The sequence below is a fragment of the Bradyrhizobium sp. C9 genome (genome assembly GCF_002532045.1).
GTDB lineage: Bacteria > Pseudomonadota > Alphaproteobacteria > Rhizobiales > Xanthobacteraceae > Bradyrhizobium.
Genome location: NZ_NWTG01000004.1, coordinates 462,344 through 480,299, shown reverse-complemented (window position 1 = coordinate 480,299; position 17,956 = coordinate 462,344). Strand labels below are relative to the sequence as shown.

At 65.1% G+C, this 17,956-nt stretch carries 14 protein-coding genes; 8 read left to right on the top strand and 6 right to left on the bottom strand.

The genetic code is table 11. The features are described from left to right. From sufB to CO675_RS12915, 7 genes are all read left to right on the top strand, one after another. Positions 1-1,200, top strand: a 1,200-nt coding sequence (gene sufB, locus CO675_RS12945) for a Fe-S cluster assembly protein SufB (RefSeq protein WP_097672269.1), incomplete at its 5' end; no start/stop codon positions are given. Positions 1,201-1,258: 58 nt separating this feature from the next. Beyond that, on the top strand, positions 1,259-2,011 hold the full coding sequence (gene sufC / locus CO675_RS12940) for a Fe-S cluster assembly ATPase SufC (protein WP_097672299.1): 753 nt from the start codon (positions 1,259-1,261) through the stop codon (positions 2,009-2,011). Between the two features lie 17 nt (positions 2,012-2,028). Further along, positions 2,029-3,354: a Fe-S cluster assembly protein SufD gene (sufD, locus tag CO675_RS12935; protein WP_097672268.1), complete on the top strand. Its 1,326-nt coding sequence runs from the start codon at positions 2,029-2,031 to the stop codon at positions 3,352-3,354. Then, a complete protein-coding gene (locus CO675_RS12930) occupies positions 3,351-4,598 on the top strand; it encodes a cysteine desulfurase (RefSeq protein WP_097672267.1) in 1,248 nt (415 codons plus the stop codon). The genes sufD and CO675_RS12930 overlap by 4 nt, the downstream gene beginning before the upstream one ends. Continuing rightward, a complete protein-coding gene (locus CO675_RS12925) occupies positions 4,595-4,966 on the top strand; it encodes an SUF system Fe-S cluster assembly protein (RefSeq protein ID WP_028342143.1) in 372 nt (123 codons plus the stop codon). The genes CO675_RS12930 and CO675_RS12925 overlap by 4 nt, the downstream gene beginning before the upstream one ends. 167 nt (positions 4,967-5,133) lie before the next feature. Then, the gene (locus tag CO675_RS12920; protein ID WP_018271449.1) at positions 5,134-5,523 is read left to right on the top strand and encodes a HesB/IscA family protein; all 390 of its coding nucleotides are present in this window, start codon (positions 5,134-5,136) and stop codon (positions 5,521-5,523) included. A gap of 149 nt (positions 5,524-5,672) precedes the next feature. After that, the gene (locus CO675_RS12915) at positions 5,673-6,134 is read left to right on the top strand and encodes a TfoX/Sxy family protein (RefSeq protein ID WP_097672266.1); all 462 of its coding nucleotides are present in this window, start codon (positions 5,673-5,675) and stop codon (positions 6,132-6,134) included. Between the two features lie 9 nt (positions 6,135-6,143). On the opposite strand, the gene CO675_RS12910 is transcribed toward CO675_RS12915, so the two are convergent. The 6 genes from CO675_RS12910 to CO675_RS12885 all read right to left on the bottom strand — a co-directional run bounded on the left by CO675_RS12910 (position 6,144) and on the right by CO675_RS12885 (position 16,144). Next, positions 6,144-7,211: a GGDEF domain-containing protein gene (locus CO675_RS12910; protein ID WP_097672298.1), complete on the bottom strand. Its 1,068-nt coding sequence runs from the start codon at positions 7,209-7,211 to the stop codon at positions 6,144-6,146. A 316-nt stretch (positions 7,212-7,527) separates the two neighbouring features. Then, the gene (locus CO675_RS12905; RefSeq protein WP_097672265.1) at positions 7,528-9,021 is read right to left on the bottom strand and encodes a DEAD/DEAH box helicase; all 1,494 of its coding nucleotides are present in this window, start codon (positions 9,019-9,021) and stop codon (positions 7,528-7,530) included. Between the two features lie 373 nt (positions 9,022-9,394). Continuing rightward, positions 9,395-13,243 carry an autotransporter outer membrane beta-barrel domain-containing protein gene (locus tag CO675_RS12900; protein ID WP_158231236.1) on the bottom strand — a complete coding sequence of 1,283 codons (3,849 nt, stop codon included), beginning with the start codon at positions 13,241-13,243 and terminating at the stop codon, positions 9,395-9,397. Between the two features lie 190 nt (positions 13,244-13,433). After that, entirely contained in the window at positions 13,434-14,270 is an 837-nt protein-coding gene (locus CO675_RS12895; RefSeq protein ID WP_097672263.1) for a helix-turn-helix transcriptional regulator, read from the bottom strand. 191 nt (positions 14,271-14,461) lie between these two features. After that, entirely contained in the window at positions 14,462-15,076 is a 615-nt protein-coding gene (locus CO675_RS12890; protein WP_097672262.1) for a TetR/AcrR family transcriptional regulator, read from the bottom strand. A 114-nt stretch (positions 15,077-15,190) separates the two neighbouring features. Continuing rightward, positions 15,191-16,144 (bottom strand): helix-turn-helix transcriptional regulator, encoded by a 954-nt coding sequence (locus CO675_RS12885; protein ID WP_097672261.1) that lies wholly within the window; start codon positions 16,142-16,144, stop codon positions 15,191-15,193. Positions 16,145-16,395: 251 nt separating this feature from the next. Between CO675_RS12885 and CO675_RS12880 the strand changes: the two genes are divergently transcribed. Further along, positions 16,396-17,904, top strand: coding sequence for a caspase family protein (locus tag CO675_RS12880; protein ID WP_097672260.1), 1,509 nt, complete (start codon positions 16,396-16,398; stop codon positions 17,902-17,904). Positions 17,905-17,956: the final 52 nt, after the last annotated feature.

The window sequence follows — 17,956 nt, the reverse complement described above, 5'->3', positions numbered from 1 at the left end:
TCGATCGACGAGATCGATCCGGAAATCCTCAAGACCTACGAGAAGCTCGGCATTCCCCTGCGCGAGGTCGCGATCCTCGAAGGCGTTGAGCCACCGCCCGGTGGACCGCCGTCGGCCAATCGCAAGATCGCGGTCGATGCCGTGTTCGATTCGGTCTCCGTCGCGACCACCTTCCAGAAGGAGCTGAAGGCAGCCGGCGTGATCTTCATGCCGATCTCGGAGGCGATCCGCGAGCATCCCGAGCTCGTCCAGAAATATCTCGGCACCGTGGTGCCGACCTCGGATAACTACTTCGCGACGCTGAACTCGGCGGTGTTCTCCGACGGCTCGTTCGTCTACGTGCCGCCCGGCGTGCGCTGCCCGATGGAGCTGTCGACCTATTTCCGCATCAACGAGCGCAACACCGGCCAGTTCGAGCGCACGCTGATCATCGCCGACAAGGGCTCCTACGTCTCCTATCTCGAGGGCTGCACCGCGCCGCAGCGCGACGAGAACCAGCTGCACGCCGCCGTGGTCGAGCTCGTCACGCTCGACGACGCCGAGATCAAGTATTCGACGGTGCAGAACTGGTACCCCGGCAATTCGGAAGGTAAGGGCGGCATCTACAATTTCGTCACCAAGCGTGGCGATTGCCGCGGCAAAAATTCCAAGATCTCCTGGACCCAGGTCGAAACGGGATCTGCGATCACCTGGAAGTACCCGAGCTGCATCCTGCGCGGCGACAATTCGAGCGGCGAGTTCTACTCGATCGCGATCTCGAACGGTTTCCAGCAGGTCGATTCTGGCACCAAGATGATCCACCTCGGCAAGAACACGTCGAGTCGGATCATCTCCAAGGGCATTGCCGCCGGCAAGTCGCAGAACACCTATCGCGGCCTGGTCAGCGCGCATCGCAAGGCCACCGGCGCGCGCAATTACACCGCCTGCGACTCGCTCCTGATCGGCGACAAATGCGGCGCGCACACCGTGCCCTATGTCGAGGCCAAGAATTCCTCGGCGACATTCGAGCACGAAGCAACGACGTCGAAGATTTCCGAGGACGTGCTGTTCTACTGCATCCAGCGCGGGCTCTCGCAGGAAGAAGCCGTCGGCCTCGTCGTCAACGGCTTCGTGAAGGACGTGCTGCAGCAACTGCCGATGGAGTTCGCGGTGGAAGCGCAGAAGCTGATCTCGATCAGCCTTGAAGGTTCGGTTGGCTAATCCATCCCGCTTGAGGGCGCGGCCGACGCGCCCCGGGGTGATGCTCAGGAAAAATCAGATGTCTCTGCTTGAAGTGAAAGATCTGCAGGTTCGTGTCGAGGAACGCGAAATCCTTCACGGGCTGTCGCTCACGGTAAACCCGGGCGAGGTACACGCGATCATGGGGCCGAACGGCTCCGGCAAATCGACGCTCTCCCACGTCATCGCCGGCAAGCCCGGCTATGAGGTCACCGGCGGCCAAATCCTGTTCAAGGGCGAGGACCTCCTGGAGATGGCGCCCAACGAGCGCGCCGCCAAGGGTGTGTTCCTGGCGTTCCAGTATCCGGTCGAGATTCCCGGCGTGACCACCTGGAATTTCCTGCATGCGGCGCTCAATGCCCAGCGCAAGGCGCGCGGCGAGGAGGAGATCTCGTCGCCGGCCTTCCTGAAGAAGGTCCGCGAGGTCGCCAAGTCGCTGAACATCCCGCAGGACATGCTGAAGCGCGGCGTCAATGTCGGCTTCTCCGGCGGCGAGAAGAAGCGCAACGAGATCCTGCAGATGGCGCTGTTCGAGCCGGCCGTCTGCATCCTCGACGAAATGGATTCCGGCCTCGACATCGACGCGCTGCGGATTGCAGCCGACGGCGTCAACGCGCTGCGTTCGCCGGAGCGCGCGATGGTCGTCATCACCCACTATCAGCGACTGCTCAACTACATCGTGCCTGACGTCGTGCACGTGATGTCGAAGGGCCGGGTGGTGAAGAGCGGCGGCAAGGAACTGGCGCTGGAGCTGGAAGAGTCCGGCTACGCGCAGTTCGAAGACGCTGCCTGATAAATGCGGGTTCTCAGATGAACGTTGTTGCAAAGACCGAGACCGGACGCGCGCTGGACGACGCCTTCGCCGTCGCGCGCGACCGTCTGCCGGGCAAGGGCAAGATCGCCGATCAGCGCCGCAAGGCATTCGAGGCCTATGAGCGCCTTGGCCTGCCGCATCGCCGGATCGAGGACTGGAAATACACCGACCTGCGCGCGCTGATGCGCGAGGTGCTGCCGCTGGCCCCCGGGCCGGATGCAGCGGCACTGAATCGCGCTGCCGCCGCCGTCAAGCTGCGGGCGATCGACGGCGTGCGCCGCCTGGTGCTGGTCGACGGCGCTTTCGCGCCTGATCTGTCCGATCTCGGCAATCTCGAAAAGGGACTGAGCATCCGCCCGCTGCGCGAGGTGCTCGACGCCGGCGATGACGGCGCGCTTTCCGCGCAGGCCTTTGCGACCGACACCTCCAACCCCATGCTCGCGCTGAACGGCGCGATGGCGACCGATGGCGTCGTCGTCGACGTCGCCAATGGCACGATGCTGACCCAGCCGCTGCACATCGTGCATGTCGCCTCCAGCGTGACGCCGGCTGCGATGTTCACCCGTTCGCTGCTCCGGCTCGGCCGCGATACCGGCGTGACGCTGGTGGAGAGCTATCTCGCCGGCGAGGGCGCCAAGGCCTACCAGACCCATGACGGGCTGATTGTCGCGATCGGCGACAATGCGCGGCTCGATCATGTCAGGCTGGTCGAGGATTCCATCGAGGCGTTCAACATTTCCTCGGCGACCGTGTCGCTCGGTGCGTACTCCCATTTCAACACGTTCGGCCTGACCTCGGGCGGTCATGTCAGCCGCTATCAGCTGACGGTCACCTGCGCCGGCGAAGGCTCCAATGTCGAGACCAACGGCGTCAATCTGATCAACGGCAAGCAGCACGCCGACACCACGCTGTTCATGGATCATGCGGTGCCGCATTGCGCGAGCCGCGAGATCTTCCGTGCGGTCGTCGATGACCGTGCCCATAGCGTGTTCCAGGGCCGCATCATCGTTCGTCCGGACGCCCAGAAGACCGACGCCAAGATGATGACCCGCGCGCTGCTGCTGTCCGACGACGCGGAAGCCGACAACAAGCCCGAGCTCGAGATCTTCGCCGACGACGTCACCTGCGGTCATGGTGCGACCACCGGCGCGCTCGACGAGAGCCTGCTGTTCTACATGCGCGCCCGCGGACTGCCCGAGAAGGAAGCGCAGGCGCTTCTGATCCAGGCTTTCGTCGGCGAGGCGATCGAGACGATTGCCAGCGACGCGTTGCGCGAGGTCGCAATTGCCACCGCGCAGCGCTGGCTTCAGGCGAGGGCGTGAGCATGCACAAGGCGGTCGCCAACGGTTCTTACGACGTTGCTTTGGTGCGGCAGGATTTCCCGGCGCTCGCCATGCAGATCTACGGCAAGCCGCTGGTCTATCTCGACAACGCTGCCTCGGCGCAGAAGCCGAATGCGGTGCTCGACCGCATGACCGAGGCGTACAAGAGCGAATACGCCAACGTGCACCGCGGCCTGCATTACCTCGCCAATGCCGCGACGGAGGCCTATGAGGGCGCCCGCGGCAAGGTCGCGCAGTTCATCAACGCCCGCCGCAGCGAAGAGATCGTCTTTACCCGCAACGTCACCGAGGCGATCAATCTGGTGGCATCGTCCTGGGGCGGAGTGAACATTGGGGAGGGCGACGAGATCGTCCTCTCGATCATGGAGCACCACTCCAACATCGTGCCGTGGCACTTCCTGCGCGAGCGCCATGGTGCCGTGATCAAGTGGGCGCCGGTCGACGACGAGGGCAACTTCCTGATCGAGGAGTTCGAGAAGCTCCTGAGCCCGCGCACCAAGATCGTTGCGATCACCCAGATGTCGAACGCGCTCGGCACCCTGGTTCCGGTCAAGGAAGTGGTCCGGCTGGCGCACGCCCGCGGCATTCCGGTGCTGGTCGATGGCGCGCAGGGCGCGGTGCATCTGCCGATCGACGTCCAGGACCTCGATTGCGATTTCTACGCCTTCACCGGCCACAAGGTGTACGGGCCGACCGGCATCGGCGCGCTTTACGCCAAGCACGAGCATCTGGTGGCGATGCGGCCGTTCAACGGCGGCGGCGAGATGATCCGTGAGGTGTCCAAGGACTGGGTCACCTATGGCGATCCGCCGCACAAGTTCGAGGCCGGGACGCCGCCGATCGTCGAGGCGATCGGGCTGGGTGCTGCGATCGACTACGTCAATTCGATCGGCAAGGAGCGCATTGCCGCGCATGAGCATGACCTGCTGACCTACGCGCAGGAGCGCCTGCGCGAGATCAATTCGATTCGCGTGATCGGCACGGCCCGCAACAAGGGCCCGGTGATTTCCTTCGAGATGAAGGGGGCGCACCCCCACGATGTCGCGACCGTGATCGACCGGCAGGGCATCGCGGTGCGCGCCGGCACCCATTGCGTGATGCCGCTTTTAGAGCGGTTCAACGTCACGGCCACCTGCCGCGCATCCTTCGGGATGTATAATACAAGGGAAGAAGTCGACCATCTGGCGCAGGCGCTGATCAAGGCGCGGGAATTGTTCGCATGACCGATACAGCCGAAGTCAAGACGGCCACCATGGAAACCACCTCGGCGCTGCCGGCGGAGGAGACCGAGCGCATGAGCGGCGAGATCGTCGCGGCGCTGAAGACGGTGTTCGACCCGGAAATCCCGGCCGACATCTACGAGCTCGGCCTGATCTACAAGGTCGATCTCAAGGATGATCGCTCGGTCGACATCCTGATGACGCTGACCACGCCGAACTGCCCGGCCGCCGGCGAACTGCCGCAGATGGTCGAGAACGCGGTTGCCAGCGTCCCCGGCGTCGGCGTCGTCAACGTCAATCTGGTGTGGGATCCGGCCTGGACGCCGGACCGGATGTCGGACGAGGCGCGCCTCGTCCTCAACATGTGGTGATGCGTTAGGGCGTTTTCGAGCGAAGTGGCTGCCGGTTCGCGTGAAGAAAACGCGACCCAACAAAGGAGAAGAGATTGATCCGAATCGGATCAATCTCTGGGGGGATCGAGCTTAACCTTGGAATGACTGGCAATTGAATTGCCGCTGGGACTGACCACATGAGTGACATGACGCAAGCCTCACCGACCCCAGCCAAGCCGAAGCGGCCGCGCCCGCAGGTCATGAGACTGACCGATGCCGCGGCGGAACGGATCACCGAGCTGACCAAGCGCGCCGATTCCGAGATTGTCGGCCTGCGCGTCGGCATCAAGAACGGCGGCTGCGCCGGACAGTCCTACACGGTCGAATACGCCCATGAGATCCGTCCGACCGACGAAGTGGTCGAGGACAAGGGCGTCAAGATCCTGGTCGATCCGAAGGCCGTGCTGTTCCTGCTCGGCACCGAGATGGACTACGTCGCCGACCGGATGCAGGCGCAGTTCGTGTTCAACAACCCGAACCAGGTTTCCGCCTGCGGTTGCGGCGAATCGGTACAGCTCAAGCCGGCGACGGTCTGATCGCTGGTGCGCCCTCGCGAGCGCGCAATCGCGCGCGCGCTTTCGATCCGATACCTACCATCGTTGCAAGTCGACGCCGTCGTCGACCATACTGCGCTGCCAACAGGCTGCGGCGGGCGCGTTCGGCTGCGCTGGAACGAGGTGGGCACATGGACCGCGAATTCCTGATCGACCTGTTCGCCGATTTCGGCCCGGTCACGTTGCGCCGGATGTTCTCCGGCTACGGTATCTCCGCTGACGGCACCAATTTTGCGCTCGCGCTCCGCGCCGGCCTCTACTTCCGTGCCGACGAGGAGACCATCCCGCAGTTCGAGGCGGAAGGCTCCAAGCCGTTCCAGTACACGACGCGGCAAAGGAGCGTCACGGTGAACTCCTACTGGCAACTGCCGGCGCGGCTGTTCGACGATGCCGAGGAGCTTGCGGTCTGGGCCCGCCTGGCGCTCGGCGCCGCCCAGCGGGCCGCGCTGCGCAAGCGACCGAAGAAGGCGAAGGCGCCGGCGAAGAAGGCTATGGCCAAGAAGGCAGCGGCCAAGAAGGCTGCGGTGAGGAAGGCGGCTGCGAAGAAGCCGTCAGCCAGGAAGAAGCGATCGGCAAGGAAGCGAACCTCATGACGTGAGGGATCACGCCACCCGGGTCCGGGTCTCGGCGTTGTATTCCGGATCGGCTTCGCAGATCACGCGGTTGCGGCCGGCGCGCTTGGCGGCGTAGAGGCAGGCATCGGCGCGCTCGATCAGCGAGTCCGTGTCGTCGGCCGGCTTCAGCATGGAAACACCGACCGAGATCGTGACACGGCCGAGGATCTCGCCGGTCGACTTCTTCTTCAGCTCCTTGGACATCACGGCGCGGCGGATGTGGTCGGCGACCGTCAGCGCCTGGCGCAGCGCAGTGTTGGGGAGCACCACCGCGAATTCCTCGCCGCCATAGCGGGCGGTGATGTCCTGGCCCTTGATGGTCTGTTTCAGCGACTGCGCCACCAGCCGCAGCACCTGGTCGCCGGTGAGATGGCCGTAGGAATCGTTGAACGACTTGAAGTGATCGATGTCGAACATCAGCAGCGACAGCGGCTCGCCGCTGGCCAAGGCGGCCTGCACCGCCATGTCGATCGAGCGGTCGAAATATTTCCGGTTGCCGAGGCCGGTGAGCGGATCGGTCAGGCTCTCGGCGCGGATCGCCTCGAGGCTGTGTTGCAGGTCGCTGATCTCCGACTTCGACAGCGCGAGCCGGTTCTCCAATGCCTGATTGGTCTCGCGCATCTCGCGCGTCGATTTGGCGAGCCCCTCGACGATGATCTTGATCTGGTCGCGGGTGGTCGCGGTCGAGAGCCGGTCGCTGGCGCCGACGAGGCTGGCGTCGTAGGTCGCGGACACGCCGAGCGCATCCGTGATCAGCCGCATCACCGCATCGATCTCGCCGATGACGCGCGCGCCGACCTTGTCGATGCGGTCCGAGGTCTTGATGTGCGAAAGGTAGGTCTCGTAGATCTGCTCGAGATCGGATTCAGAGAGTTTGCCGCTGCGCGCCAGCGTCTCGTTGATGACCTTGTTGAGCGGTGCGTTGTATCCGGTCGCGTAGACGTACCAGATCTCATAGTTGCGGGGGACGGCGGTCTGGCGAAGCGAGCGGATCTGACCAAGTGCGACTTCGGCAAAAGCCAACGTACGTTCGTGTTCGTCCAGCAGCTTGACCACTGTTACGTCCTCAATGCACGCATTGCCGGTCATGCCCGGCAGCAATGACTAAATTATTCGCGGGAGGGTACGGGACGATAATGAAGGCAAGGTAAACAGTGGAACTACGGGGATTTCGCCGCGACTAATGTCGTACGAGGCGTAAGTCCGCCGCGGATCGGGTTCGACTTCGCAAGCTCTTCACCTGCACGTCAAAGCGACGCGAAAACTGCGCGCATTTGCTTCAAACGCGAGGAATCAGCGTGGGCGTCGGTCGCCGACGGCGATACGGATTGCGCAGGATACCGCCGCTGGCGCGGCGGCATCGGAGTGGGCCTTAGGCGCGTGCGCGGACAGGTCGCAGCAGGAAGGCGGGCAGGTGCGAATGATCGGCGGGCTCATGGTCCACCTCGCGCTGCGGCCGCCGAGGCTCCGCACGCCCGATCGACGGCACGTGCGACGGGGTGGCCTGGGGCGAGGAGTTGCGGCCGTGGCGCGGTTCGCGCTCCGGCTTGGCTGCACGCTCCTGGCGGGGCTCCTGGTCCTGACGCGCTTCGCGCTCACCGTGGCGCGGCTCGCGTTCACCGTGACGCGCTTCGCGCTCACGTCGCGGCTTGCGGCCGCCACGGGCACCATCGCGCGAGCCTTCGCGGCTGCGCGAGCGGCGCGGCGCACCATCCTCGTCGGAGGCCTCGCTGTGAACGGTGTAGTCGCCTTCGGCGCGCGGGATCGGTTGGCCGATCAGCTTCTCGATCGCCGTCATCGACTTGCTGTCGAGCGAGGTGACGATGGAAATCGCGGTGCCGGTCCGTCCGGCGCGGCCGGTACGGCCAATGCGATGGACGTAGTCATCGGGGTGGTGCGGCACGTCGAAATTGAAGACGTGGCTCACCGCGGGAATGTCGAGGCCGCGGGCGGCGACGTCGGAGGCGACGAGCAGCGGAATCTCACCCTTGCGGAATTGATCGAGCGCGGCGGTGCGGGCGGACTGATCCATGTCGCCGTGGAGGGCGCCGACACTGAAGCCGTGCTTCTGCAGTGATTTGTGAAGGACGGCGACTTCGCGCTTGCGATTGCAGAAGATAATCGCGTTGTTGAGGTCCTTGGCGTCGCGCAGCAGGCGGCGGAGGATCTCGCGCTTGTCATGCGCCTCGCGTCCGGCCGGGACCTGCAACTGCGTGACGGTGACGGCGGTGGTTGCGGGCTTGGAGACTTCGATCCGGGCCGGATTGTGCAGGAAGGCCTCGGTGATGCGGCTGATCTCAGGCGGCATCGTTGCGGTGAAGAACAGGGTCTGCCGCGTGAACGGGACGAGCTTGCAGATGCGTTCGATGTCGGGAATGAAGCCCATGTCGAGCATGCGGTCGGCTTCGTCGATCACCAGCAGCTCGACGCCGGTGAGCAGCAATCCGCCGCGTTCGGTGTGGTCGAGCAGGCGGCCGGGCGTCGCGATCAGGACGTCGACGCCGCGCATCAGCTTGGAATCCTGGTCGCCGAACGAGACGCCGCCGATCAGGAGGGCGACGTTCAATTTCTGACCGGCGCCGTATTTGTCGAACTGCTCTTTCACCTGCGCGGCAAGCTCGCGGGTCGGCTCGAGGATCAGGGTGCGCGGCATGCGTGCGCGCGCACGGCCCTTCTCGAGCAGGGTGAGCATCGGGAGGACGAAGGCAGCAGTCTTGCCGGTGCCGGTCTGGGCAATGCCGAGGACGTCGCGCCGGGCGAGGACGTGCGGGATTGCCTGTTCCTGGATGGGAGTGGGGGTGGTGTAACCGGTAGCCGCAACTGCGGCGAGGACCTTATCGGACAGGCCTAGATTGGAAAAAGACATTGAGCCTCTGGTCGAAACCGCCGTTCGGCATCGCAGGTAAAAGGCTGTCGCGTTCGGCCCCGAAACGGCTCGCTTTTCTATAAAGCTCGGGGGCTCTGACTAACGCTGACGGACGGCAAACCTGACGAATCGCGTTTCGATCCGAGGGCCGCGTTGCCCGCAACATAGGGGCGAAAGCGGTAAAGTCAATCTTGGAACCAGCCGGATAGCCGAAAAAGCTTAATGTTTTCGCCAAAATAACCGTCGTTTCCGTCATTTGGCGGTCAAATGAATCACCGGCTCGCTATCTGACGGCGGCGCCTCGGTGAGGGGTGTTTGCGCTGCTTTTCCCCTCAAATCCGCCGCAGCCGGCCCCGCCGCAGGGCGGGCTGACCTACCAGGCATAGCGGACCGCGCCTTTGCCTGCATAGGAGCGGGTCAGGCTGGAGAATTCACCCTCGAAGCTTGCGAGCGCCGACCAGCCGTTGGCCCATTTCAGTTCGGCCGAGGCGGTGGTCAGGGCGGAGTCGGAGGCCTGCGCCGCGCCGCTCACGACGAAGCTCGCGCCGGGCAGGGTCTGGAACGTCGCGGCGATGCTGCGGTCGGGGTTGAAATCATGCGCCCAGGCGGCGCGGCCGCGCAGCGTCAGGACCGCATTGGAGAGCGCTAAGGATTTGTCGGCGCGCAGGCCGAACTCGCTGCGGGTGTCGGTAACGCTCTTCGCGTTATAGGCCAGCGCAAAGGTGTTGGCCCCGACGACGGCCTGTTCGGCGTAGCCCGGCAGCTGGAATGTCGTGAACTGGCCGGCGGCATAGGGCGTGATGCCGACGCCGCCGATCCACGGCGCAACGAGGCGATAGCCGCCTTCGGCGCGACCCGACCAGGCGTCAGCGTTGAATTCGGCGCGCAGGCGATCGAGACCCCCGACCGTCACGGTGCGGTCGGTGGTGACGTCCTGCCAGCCGTAGGCCAGCGCGCCGGTGAGGTATGCCGCGCCGATATTGTGCCGGACGAAGGCGCCGGCCTGAAACAAGTCGGAGCGGCCGCCGCCACCCTTGGTGACATTGAAATTGGTGCCGCCGCCGGCGAGCGCGAACCCGGCGATCGTGCTTGGGGAGAAGCGGTAGTCGGCGCCGATAACGGTGCCGAACACCTGGCTCGTGGTGTTGTTCGAGCCGAGCGCCGCGTTGCCGTCGGTGGTCTGTGAGCCGCCGCACGCCGCCGCCCACACGCTCCAGCGCGGATCGTAGCTCTCGGCAATCGGCGCCTTGCGATAGATCGCGGCGGCGGCGTCGCTGGTCGAGCGCTTCGCTGCATAGGCCAGGGAATAGTCGTCGGCGTAAGCCATGGCGCCGGTCGGCGTCGCCGTCGGACCACGGCCGTCGACGAAGGGATCGAGCATCGTGCCCATGAACTGGTTCATGGCGTTGAAGGTGGTCTGCTGCGATCCGGTGGCGGTCTCGCCGGAGAGCTGGGTCAGGCCGTTCAGGAGGTTGTCGACCTTGAAGATCGCGCTGAACGCGTTGGAGAGGTTGGCGCCGCCGAGCAGGCTGTTGTCGATCGCACGGGCGACGGCCCTGTGGTTGATGCCGGCATTGGCCGGCAGGATCGGGGAGAGCATGCCGGGATCGACCGACAGCAGCACGTCGTTGCCGACATAGCTCAGCACCGGATTGCGGGCGAGGTTGTTGGCGAGCAGCAGGGTTGCCGAGCCGAACGTGCCGCTGAGCGTTCCCGCATTGACGATCGTGTAGGTGGTCTTTTTCGTAATCCGCTCGAGCGGATCGACCACGACGTTGCCGCCAAGGTTGGCGGTGCCGGTCACGACCGTCTTGTCGCTGATCGTGTTGGTGACCTGCACCAGATAGGTCGCCGCCGTGGTCATGGTCAGGCTCGCCATCGTGATCGTCCCCGGCGAGTTGCCGGGCGACAGCGTGCCGCTGATGACAGCGTTGCCGATGGTGCCGTTGCCGCCGAGCGTGCCGTTCGGGCCGACCGTGACGCTGGCGTTCGGCATCGCGCCGTTGAGGATGAACACGCTGTCGACGTTGACCATCCCGGCAAAGCTCGAGTTGCCGCCGGTAAAGCTCCAGTTCGAGCCCGCAAGAATCCCGAAATTGGCGAAGCCGCTGCCGAGTTTCGACAGGTCGAAACTCGACGCGGTCGTGCCGCCGAACTGCACGATACTGGTCCCGCTGCCGACGATGTTGCCGTTGAACACAGCGCCGGACTGCACTTGCAGCACGTCGTTGGTGCCGCCGAACTGCACGGCGGTGCCGCCGGTGCCGGTGATGGTGCCGTTGGCGATCAACGTCGTGGTGCCGCCCGACGTCACGATGCCGGTGGTGCCGGTGACGAAGGTGCCTGTCGTGATGAAGATGTTGCCGGGGGTCGAGCGAGATGCGGAGATGCCGATGCCACTGCTCTGCACGCCGGCCAGCGCATCGATCCTGATGTCACCGAGACCGTCGCGCTGGGCGAAGATGCCGTAGCTGCCGGCGGCCGTGCCGTTCGCAATGACGTTGCCTTCCGCACGCAGCGCCAGTGTTGCGGCATTGTCGGCGCCGTGGGTGATGATGCCGCTGATGCCGATCGCCGCCGCGCTCGTCGAGGTCGCGCTCACAGTCCCCTTGGTGTCGAGATCGATGCCGCCGAGTCCCGCGGTGATGGTCGAGAACCTGGAAATGCCGCGGCTCAGCGTGATGCCGGTCGCGCCGCCGTCCGAGGCCGCGGTCACGTCGCCATTGGCGCGGACGGTGAGCGTGCCGGTATTGATGGAGGTCGGTGGAAGGCTGGCGGTTGCGGCCGTGATTCCGGTGGCCGTGCTGCCGGCGCCGATCGCGGTGGCCGTCACGGCACCGTCGACGGTCAGCCGCGTCGCGGCCAGATTGTATTGCCCCACGCTGATGCCGACGACGTTTGAGGCGGTGTCGCTGATCGACGTTGCCGTCACGGCGCCGTGCAGATTGAAGTCGACCGGGACCACACCGGAGGCGCCCAGGGACGCTCCGGTGACATTTGCGACCTTGCCGGACGGCGTCATGCCGGTGACCGTGATCGATCCGTTGACGTTCAGGGCCGCCGAGCCGTCGCTGGATTTGCTTCCCAATCCGGCGGAAAGACCGGCGACGCTGCCACCGGCCGAAGCGGAGGTCGAAGTTCTGGTGTCAAAGACTCCGGAGATGTCGCCATTGAAGGTCGCGGTGTTGGTGCCGCTGGCACCAGAGAAACCGACGGTCGCCAGGGCCCCATAATAGGCAAAGTCCGGGCCGTTTCCCTTGGCAATATTGCCGTCCACGACGAGGCTGTTGTTGGCGCCGCCTCCGCCGGACACGGAGAGCGTCCCGCCCGTGATGCCGCGTGTCCGCACAGTGTTGGTGCCGGAGCCGTAGTTCAGCAGGCTGACGTTGCCGGTGACATCCTGATTGAGCTTCACCGTGAATGCATTGGTGTTGGCTGAATTGCTGGCCAGAAGGCTGATACCGCCAAGGACGCTCGCATTGGTGGTGAGATCGACGGTGCCGATGCCAGCATTCCGGAGATAGATGCCGCCGATGATCGCGCCGTTGGTGGTGACGGAAAGATTGCGCGCAGTTTGGCTGCTCTGTCCCATCCGGACGTAGATCGCGCCACCGGCCTGGGTCGTGTTGCCGGTCACCGCGCCTGTGGTGATCGTGACGTCGGATTGGCTGCCGCTGGCGTCGACGAAGATTCCCGTGCCGTTCGGGGCCAGGATCTGGCTGCCAACCGTGTTGATGTTGACGCTCCCCCCCGGTCCTGCGCTCGAGACACTGATGCCGGTGCCTGCCGTGACCGTGCCGGCGGTCTGCGTAATCGAGACCGGACCGCTGCCATAAACATGGATCGCGTACCAGTTGGCGGTGACGTCGGCCGATCCCGTGTAGGTGATCGGGGCGCCGCTACCGAGAAGCTGGATGCCGTCGTACATAGATCCCGTAATGCCGGCAGGGTCGTTGTGATTGAACGTGATGCTGCCGGAGGCGCTTACGACCACGCCGCCGGAGTTGATCCCGGCGCCGGCGTTGACGTTCACGGTGAGATCGCCGTTGAAGCTCGTGTTGAGCCCGCCGTCCGACGGATGGGCGGCGTCACAGACCACGTTCGCGGTGCTGACGCCCGAGCAGTAGACCGCGGCCTCGGCCGTGGAGCTCAGCGCAATCAACGACGCCGATCCGAGCAGCGCGACGCGCCACACCCTCGGCTTGCCGCCGATGCCGATCATGACCTTCCCCCAACACTGTAACCGCATGCTTCGGGCGCAACCGTCGTGCGGCGTCTTCTCAGTGCGCGCATATCGTCGACCCAAAATGCGGCTGCTGCCAAAATGCGCTCAGGTGTGGCCGCCCGGCACCATGCTGCGCGGACCGCTTCGGGCCGCGCGAGGCAGCGCCGCCAGGCGGTGCCGTCATGCGCTACGGCCCCGCGGCCCGGTACTCGCCCGGCGTCAAGCCTTCGGATGCGGTGAAGATCCGGTAGAACGTCGCGAGGCTGCCGAACCCGCAGGCGAGGGCGATATCGGCGATCGGCCGCGGCGGTTTTTCGCAAAGCAGCCTGCGGCTCTCGCTGAGGCGCTGCGCGGTGACGGTCTGCGAGAAACTCGCCCCTGTCGCCTCGAACAGGACGTGCACGTAGCGGATCGAGACGCCGAGCATCTCGGCGACCATGCCCGGCGACAGCGCCGGTTTGGCGAGGTGGTGCGTGATCAGGCGGCGCGCCAGGCTGAGCCGGCCGACGCGCAGCGCCTGCTGCGCGCGGCGGCTGCCCGGCCTGATCGCGCCACGCTCGATCAACGCGAGCTCCGCCACGATCTTGACCAGCGCAGGAATGCCCGCGGTGTCGCCGGCCTCGGTGGCCTCCTTGAAATCGGCAAGACACGCTTCGAGCAACGGGGCCCAGCCGCGGTTGCTTGTCGTCGGAGAGCTCCGATGCCCAAGTGCGAGGGCTGCAGTCTGATCCACGCGCAGCTCCGCGGCATCGGTGGCAAGGGGGCGGGCCGGGCCGGTGGACGGTGTTTCCGGGCTGTAATCCTCTTGCTTGCTGCGCATCGTGCATGCCCCCTCGCTCTGCATCAGAGCGCGCGTCGCCGGTAAGGAGATCGGCTGTGCCGAGCCAGGGCGAAGCGCCAGCGCGGTTCTGGCGAAACCGCCGGAAATTATCTTCTCAATGCGCGCAGGCAGATCACTTCGGTTCGGAGGACGCGGGATCGCGTCACGATTGGCCGGGTCGTCCGTTTGTCCCATGTCAGCCATTCGAGACGTCTCCAAAGGTCTTGCGATGCAATATCGTATATTTCACATAGTCATGTAAAATATGAAATGGGTAACATTGTGCGTCAAAACTTATCCACGGCCCGGCGAACTGGTCCGGCCGGTCGCTCATGGTTGACAGTCGGGAGGGGCTTGCTGATTGGCGACGGCCGCGCGCGAGCCGTCGTGGCGGATTACTTCCGCTTCGGCATCACGGCGCAGCCATAGAGCACCATCGCGCACATCTGGCGGTAGCGGGCCGAGAAGTCGTCACGGGCGATCGGCGGCAGTGCCTGGTTGACGGCACGTGCGCCGTCGGCAAGAGCCTGTGCGATCTGCGCCGGCTTGAACGCGCCGTTCAGCTTCAGGAGCCGTGCGGCCTGCAAGTCGATCACCAGTCTTTCCAGATCGGCCTGGAACGAGACGGCGGATTTGATCATCAAATCGCGGCAGCGCTTGAAGGCTTCGGCATTGAGCTCGACGGTGTGCGGCGACTGGGTGAGGCGGCGCCGCGTCTCGCCGTAGCGGGCGTCGAGAATCGTCGCAAAAATATCCAGCGCGCTGCCGCCCTTCGCCCGCACGGACCGGCCGGCCTCCAGCGCGAGCGCAACGTCCTCGACGTGGCGCCAGGCGATCACGGCGCGAAACGCCTCTTCCTTGTTGCTGAAGTAGTAATACAGCGCGCGCTGTGTGAAGCCGCAGGCCTTGGCCAGTCCGACCATCGACAGTCCGCTATAGCCGTAGTCGAGAAAAGCCTGATTGACCTGCGCCAGCAGGTCAGGTCCAGGCTTGATCATCTTCTTCGACATCAGGATTCCAGGGACGACGAGGACGGCGCGCGACGCCGGGAATCCCGATTACGGGCATCACGGCGCTTTAGCAACCCGCAACAGCCCGGTGTCCCGGCCAGTCCGGATCGAGGCTCAGGCCACCCGTGCCCGGTAATCGCCCGGGGTCATCGATTCGGATGCATTGAAGAGGCGGTAGAACGTCGCGAGGCTCTCGAAGCCGCAGGCGAACGCGACCTCGGCGATGGTCTGCCCGGACTGCTCGCGGAGCAGGCGGCGGCTTTGCTCGAGCCGAAGCGCGGTGACGGTCTCCGAGAAGGTCTGCTCCGTTTCCTCGAACAGGATGTGCAGGTGACGGACCGAGATGCCGAGCAGACCGGCGATCAGGCTCGGCGTCAGTGCCGCATTCGCGAGATGTCGCCGGATCAGGCGGCGGGCCAGCGACAGATGCGCGCTTCGCAGGGCCTGCTGCGCGAGCCGGCTCTTCGGCCGCATGATGCCGCGCTCGATCAGCGCGATATGGGCGAGTGCCTGCAGCATCGGGGCCGTATCCGCCGCGGTGGCGTCATGGCCTTCGATGAGGTCGCGGAAGCAGGATTCCAGCAGCGGCTGCAGCGCGGTCTCATCCTGCACGGGCCTCGGGACCAGTTCGCCGAGTTCGGCGCCCGCCGGGACGACGTTCGTCACCGGGATCTTGATGATGCGCAAATGGAAGCCGTCATCGTGCAGCGGGGCGGTGCGATAGGGCAGGTCCGAATAGCTGGTCGCGAACATGCCGTCGCGCACCGCGAATTCATCGAGCCGCGCGCCGCCGAACCAGCCGCCACCGCCGAGCTGCTGATAGATGCACAGGCTGTCGCTGCGCGCGTCCGCGATGTCGCCGGCGCGCCGCTCGACGCGGTAGGGCGAGGCACGCAGCTCGACCAGCCCGGCATCGCCGAGCTGGCGCAGCGAGAACTCGCCGAAAAAGTCGCGGCGGCGTTCGGGTTCGAGTTCCGCAGTGACGCCGAACAACCCCTTGGCGCGGACCTCGCGCCAATAGTCGAAGCGATCGCGAGGATCGACTTGGTCAGTGGACCATGTGTACACGGAAAAAGCCCCTGGAGTGCCCTTGGGACGTGCGGAGAGCTCGCGCCGGACGGAAGCCGGAATCTATCACGCGAGCCGTAAAAAGAAACTTGACCGGAGGCGGACGGGACGCCTCATGGGGGCCGAGAGGGTCGCCAAGGGGGCGGTCACGACGGCCATCCGGCGTCGGCCTTGAACCGGCCAAACGGCTGATCCGACTATTAGGCGGCGGTCGCACGAGCGGCGCACTTGTCGTGCAGGCGGGAATTGGGATGAAGAGCTGGTTTTCGAGACTTTCGGCGACCCTGTTGGCTGTCGCATTTGTTGCATCGGCGGCCCCCGCCCAGGCTGAAAAGCGCGTCGCGCTGGTGATCGGCAACAATGATTACAGGAACGTGCCGAAGCTGCAGAAGGCGGTCAACGACGCCCGTACCATGGGCGACACGCTGAAGCAGCTCGGTTTCAACGTCATGGTAGCCGAGAATTTGAACCGGCAGGCGTTCTCCGAGACGCTGCTTGCCTTCGACCGCGCCGTGGAACCCGGCGACACCGCGTTCTTCTTCTATGCCGGTCACGGCTTCGAGATCGCAGGCCAGAATTTCCTGCTCCCGACCGACGTGCCGGCCGCCACCGAAGGGCAGGAAGAGCTGGTGCGCGACGCCTCGGTTCTCGCCGACCGCATCATCGAGCGGTTGCAGAACAAGAAGGCGCGGACCTCGATCCTGGTGTTCGACGCCTGCCGCAACAATCCATTCGAGCGCGCCGGCACGCGCGCGGTTGCCGGCGGCGGTGGCCTCGCGCCGATGACGCAGCTGCCGGAAGGCGTGTTTTCGGTGTTCTCGGCAGGGCCGCGCCAGACCGCGCTCGACCGTCTGTCGAACGACGACGCCAATCCCAATTCGGTGTTCACGCGGACCTTTGCCAGGGAGCTGCTGCAGCCCGGTGAAAACCTGGTGCAGGTCGCCCAGCGTACGCGGCGCCTGGTCAGCGAGATGGCCGAGACCGTGAAGCACAAGCAGATTCCGGTCTATTTCGACCAGATGGTCGACGACGTGTTCCTGAACGGGATCGCCAAAGGGAAGGCAGAGGCGCAGGCCGAGGCGGCCAAGCCGTCCGCTCCGCCGCAGCAGGTGGCCGCGCTGCCGCCGGTCTCGGTGCCGAAGCTGCCGAAGGAAGACTCGATCAACGCGCCGATCGCGAGCTTCTCGCGGCACAATGGCGGCTGGACCGTCGTGTTCTCGATTGCCGATCCGACGCTCGGCATCTCCTGGCGGATCGGCGACAGCGGCGACTTCCGCGAAACCGGCTTCATGGACACGCTCGATCCGCGCACGCGCAAGCGGATGCCCAATCCATCGATCGAGCTGCCGGCCGATGCGCCAGCGGCGACGATCGAGCTCCGGTACGTCGATACGCAGGGCGAGATGCAGGGGCCGTTCCCGATCAAGTTCGATCCCGATGCCGCGCTGATCCGCGACCAGCGCAAGATCCTCGACATGACCGCGACGAGCTGGCTGTCGTTCCGCGAGTTCAATGGGCTGCTCGTCTACTACACGCACCTGATGTCATATCGCTGCGCGATCCGCGAGGTGCGGATCGGCATCGACACCGCGGTACCGGATAAGGTGTTGAAGATGCCGGTCTGCAATTCGCGCGATCCGAGCGCAATCCCGTCCGACGCGCAGCCCTATCTGAAGCTCGCGCCGCAGACCAAATCGGTTTCGGTGGAGCTGACCTACCGCGACGGCAGCGTGTCGGAAATCAAGACGTTCAGGCGATAGCCTTGCATCCTTGTCGCCCTGTCCGCGTTACAATCGAGGCCTGAGGGTCGAA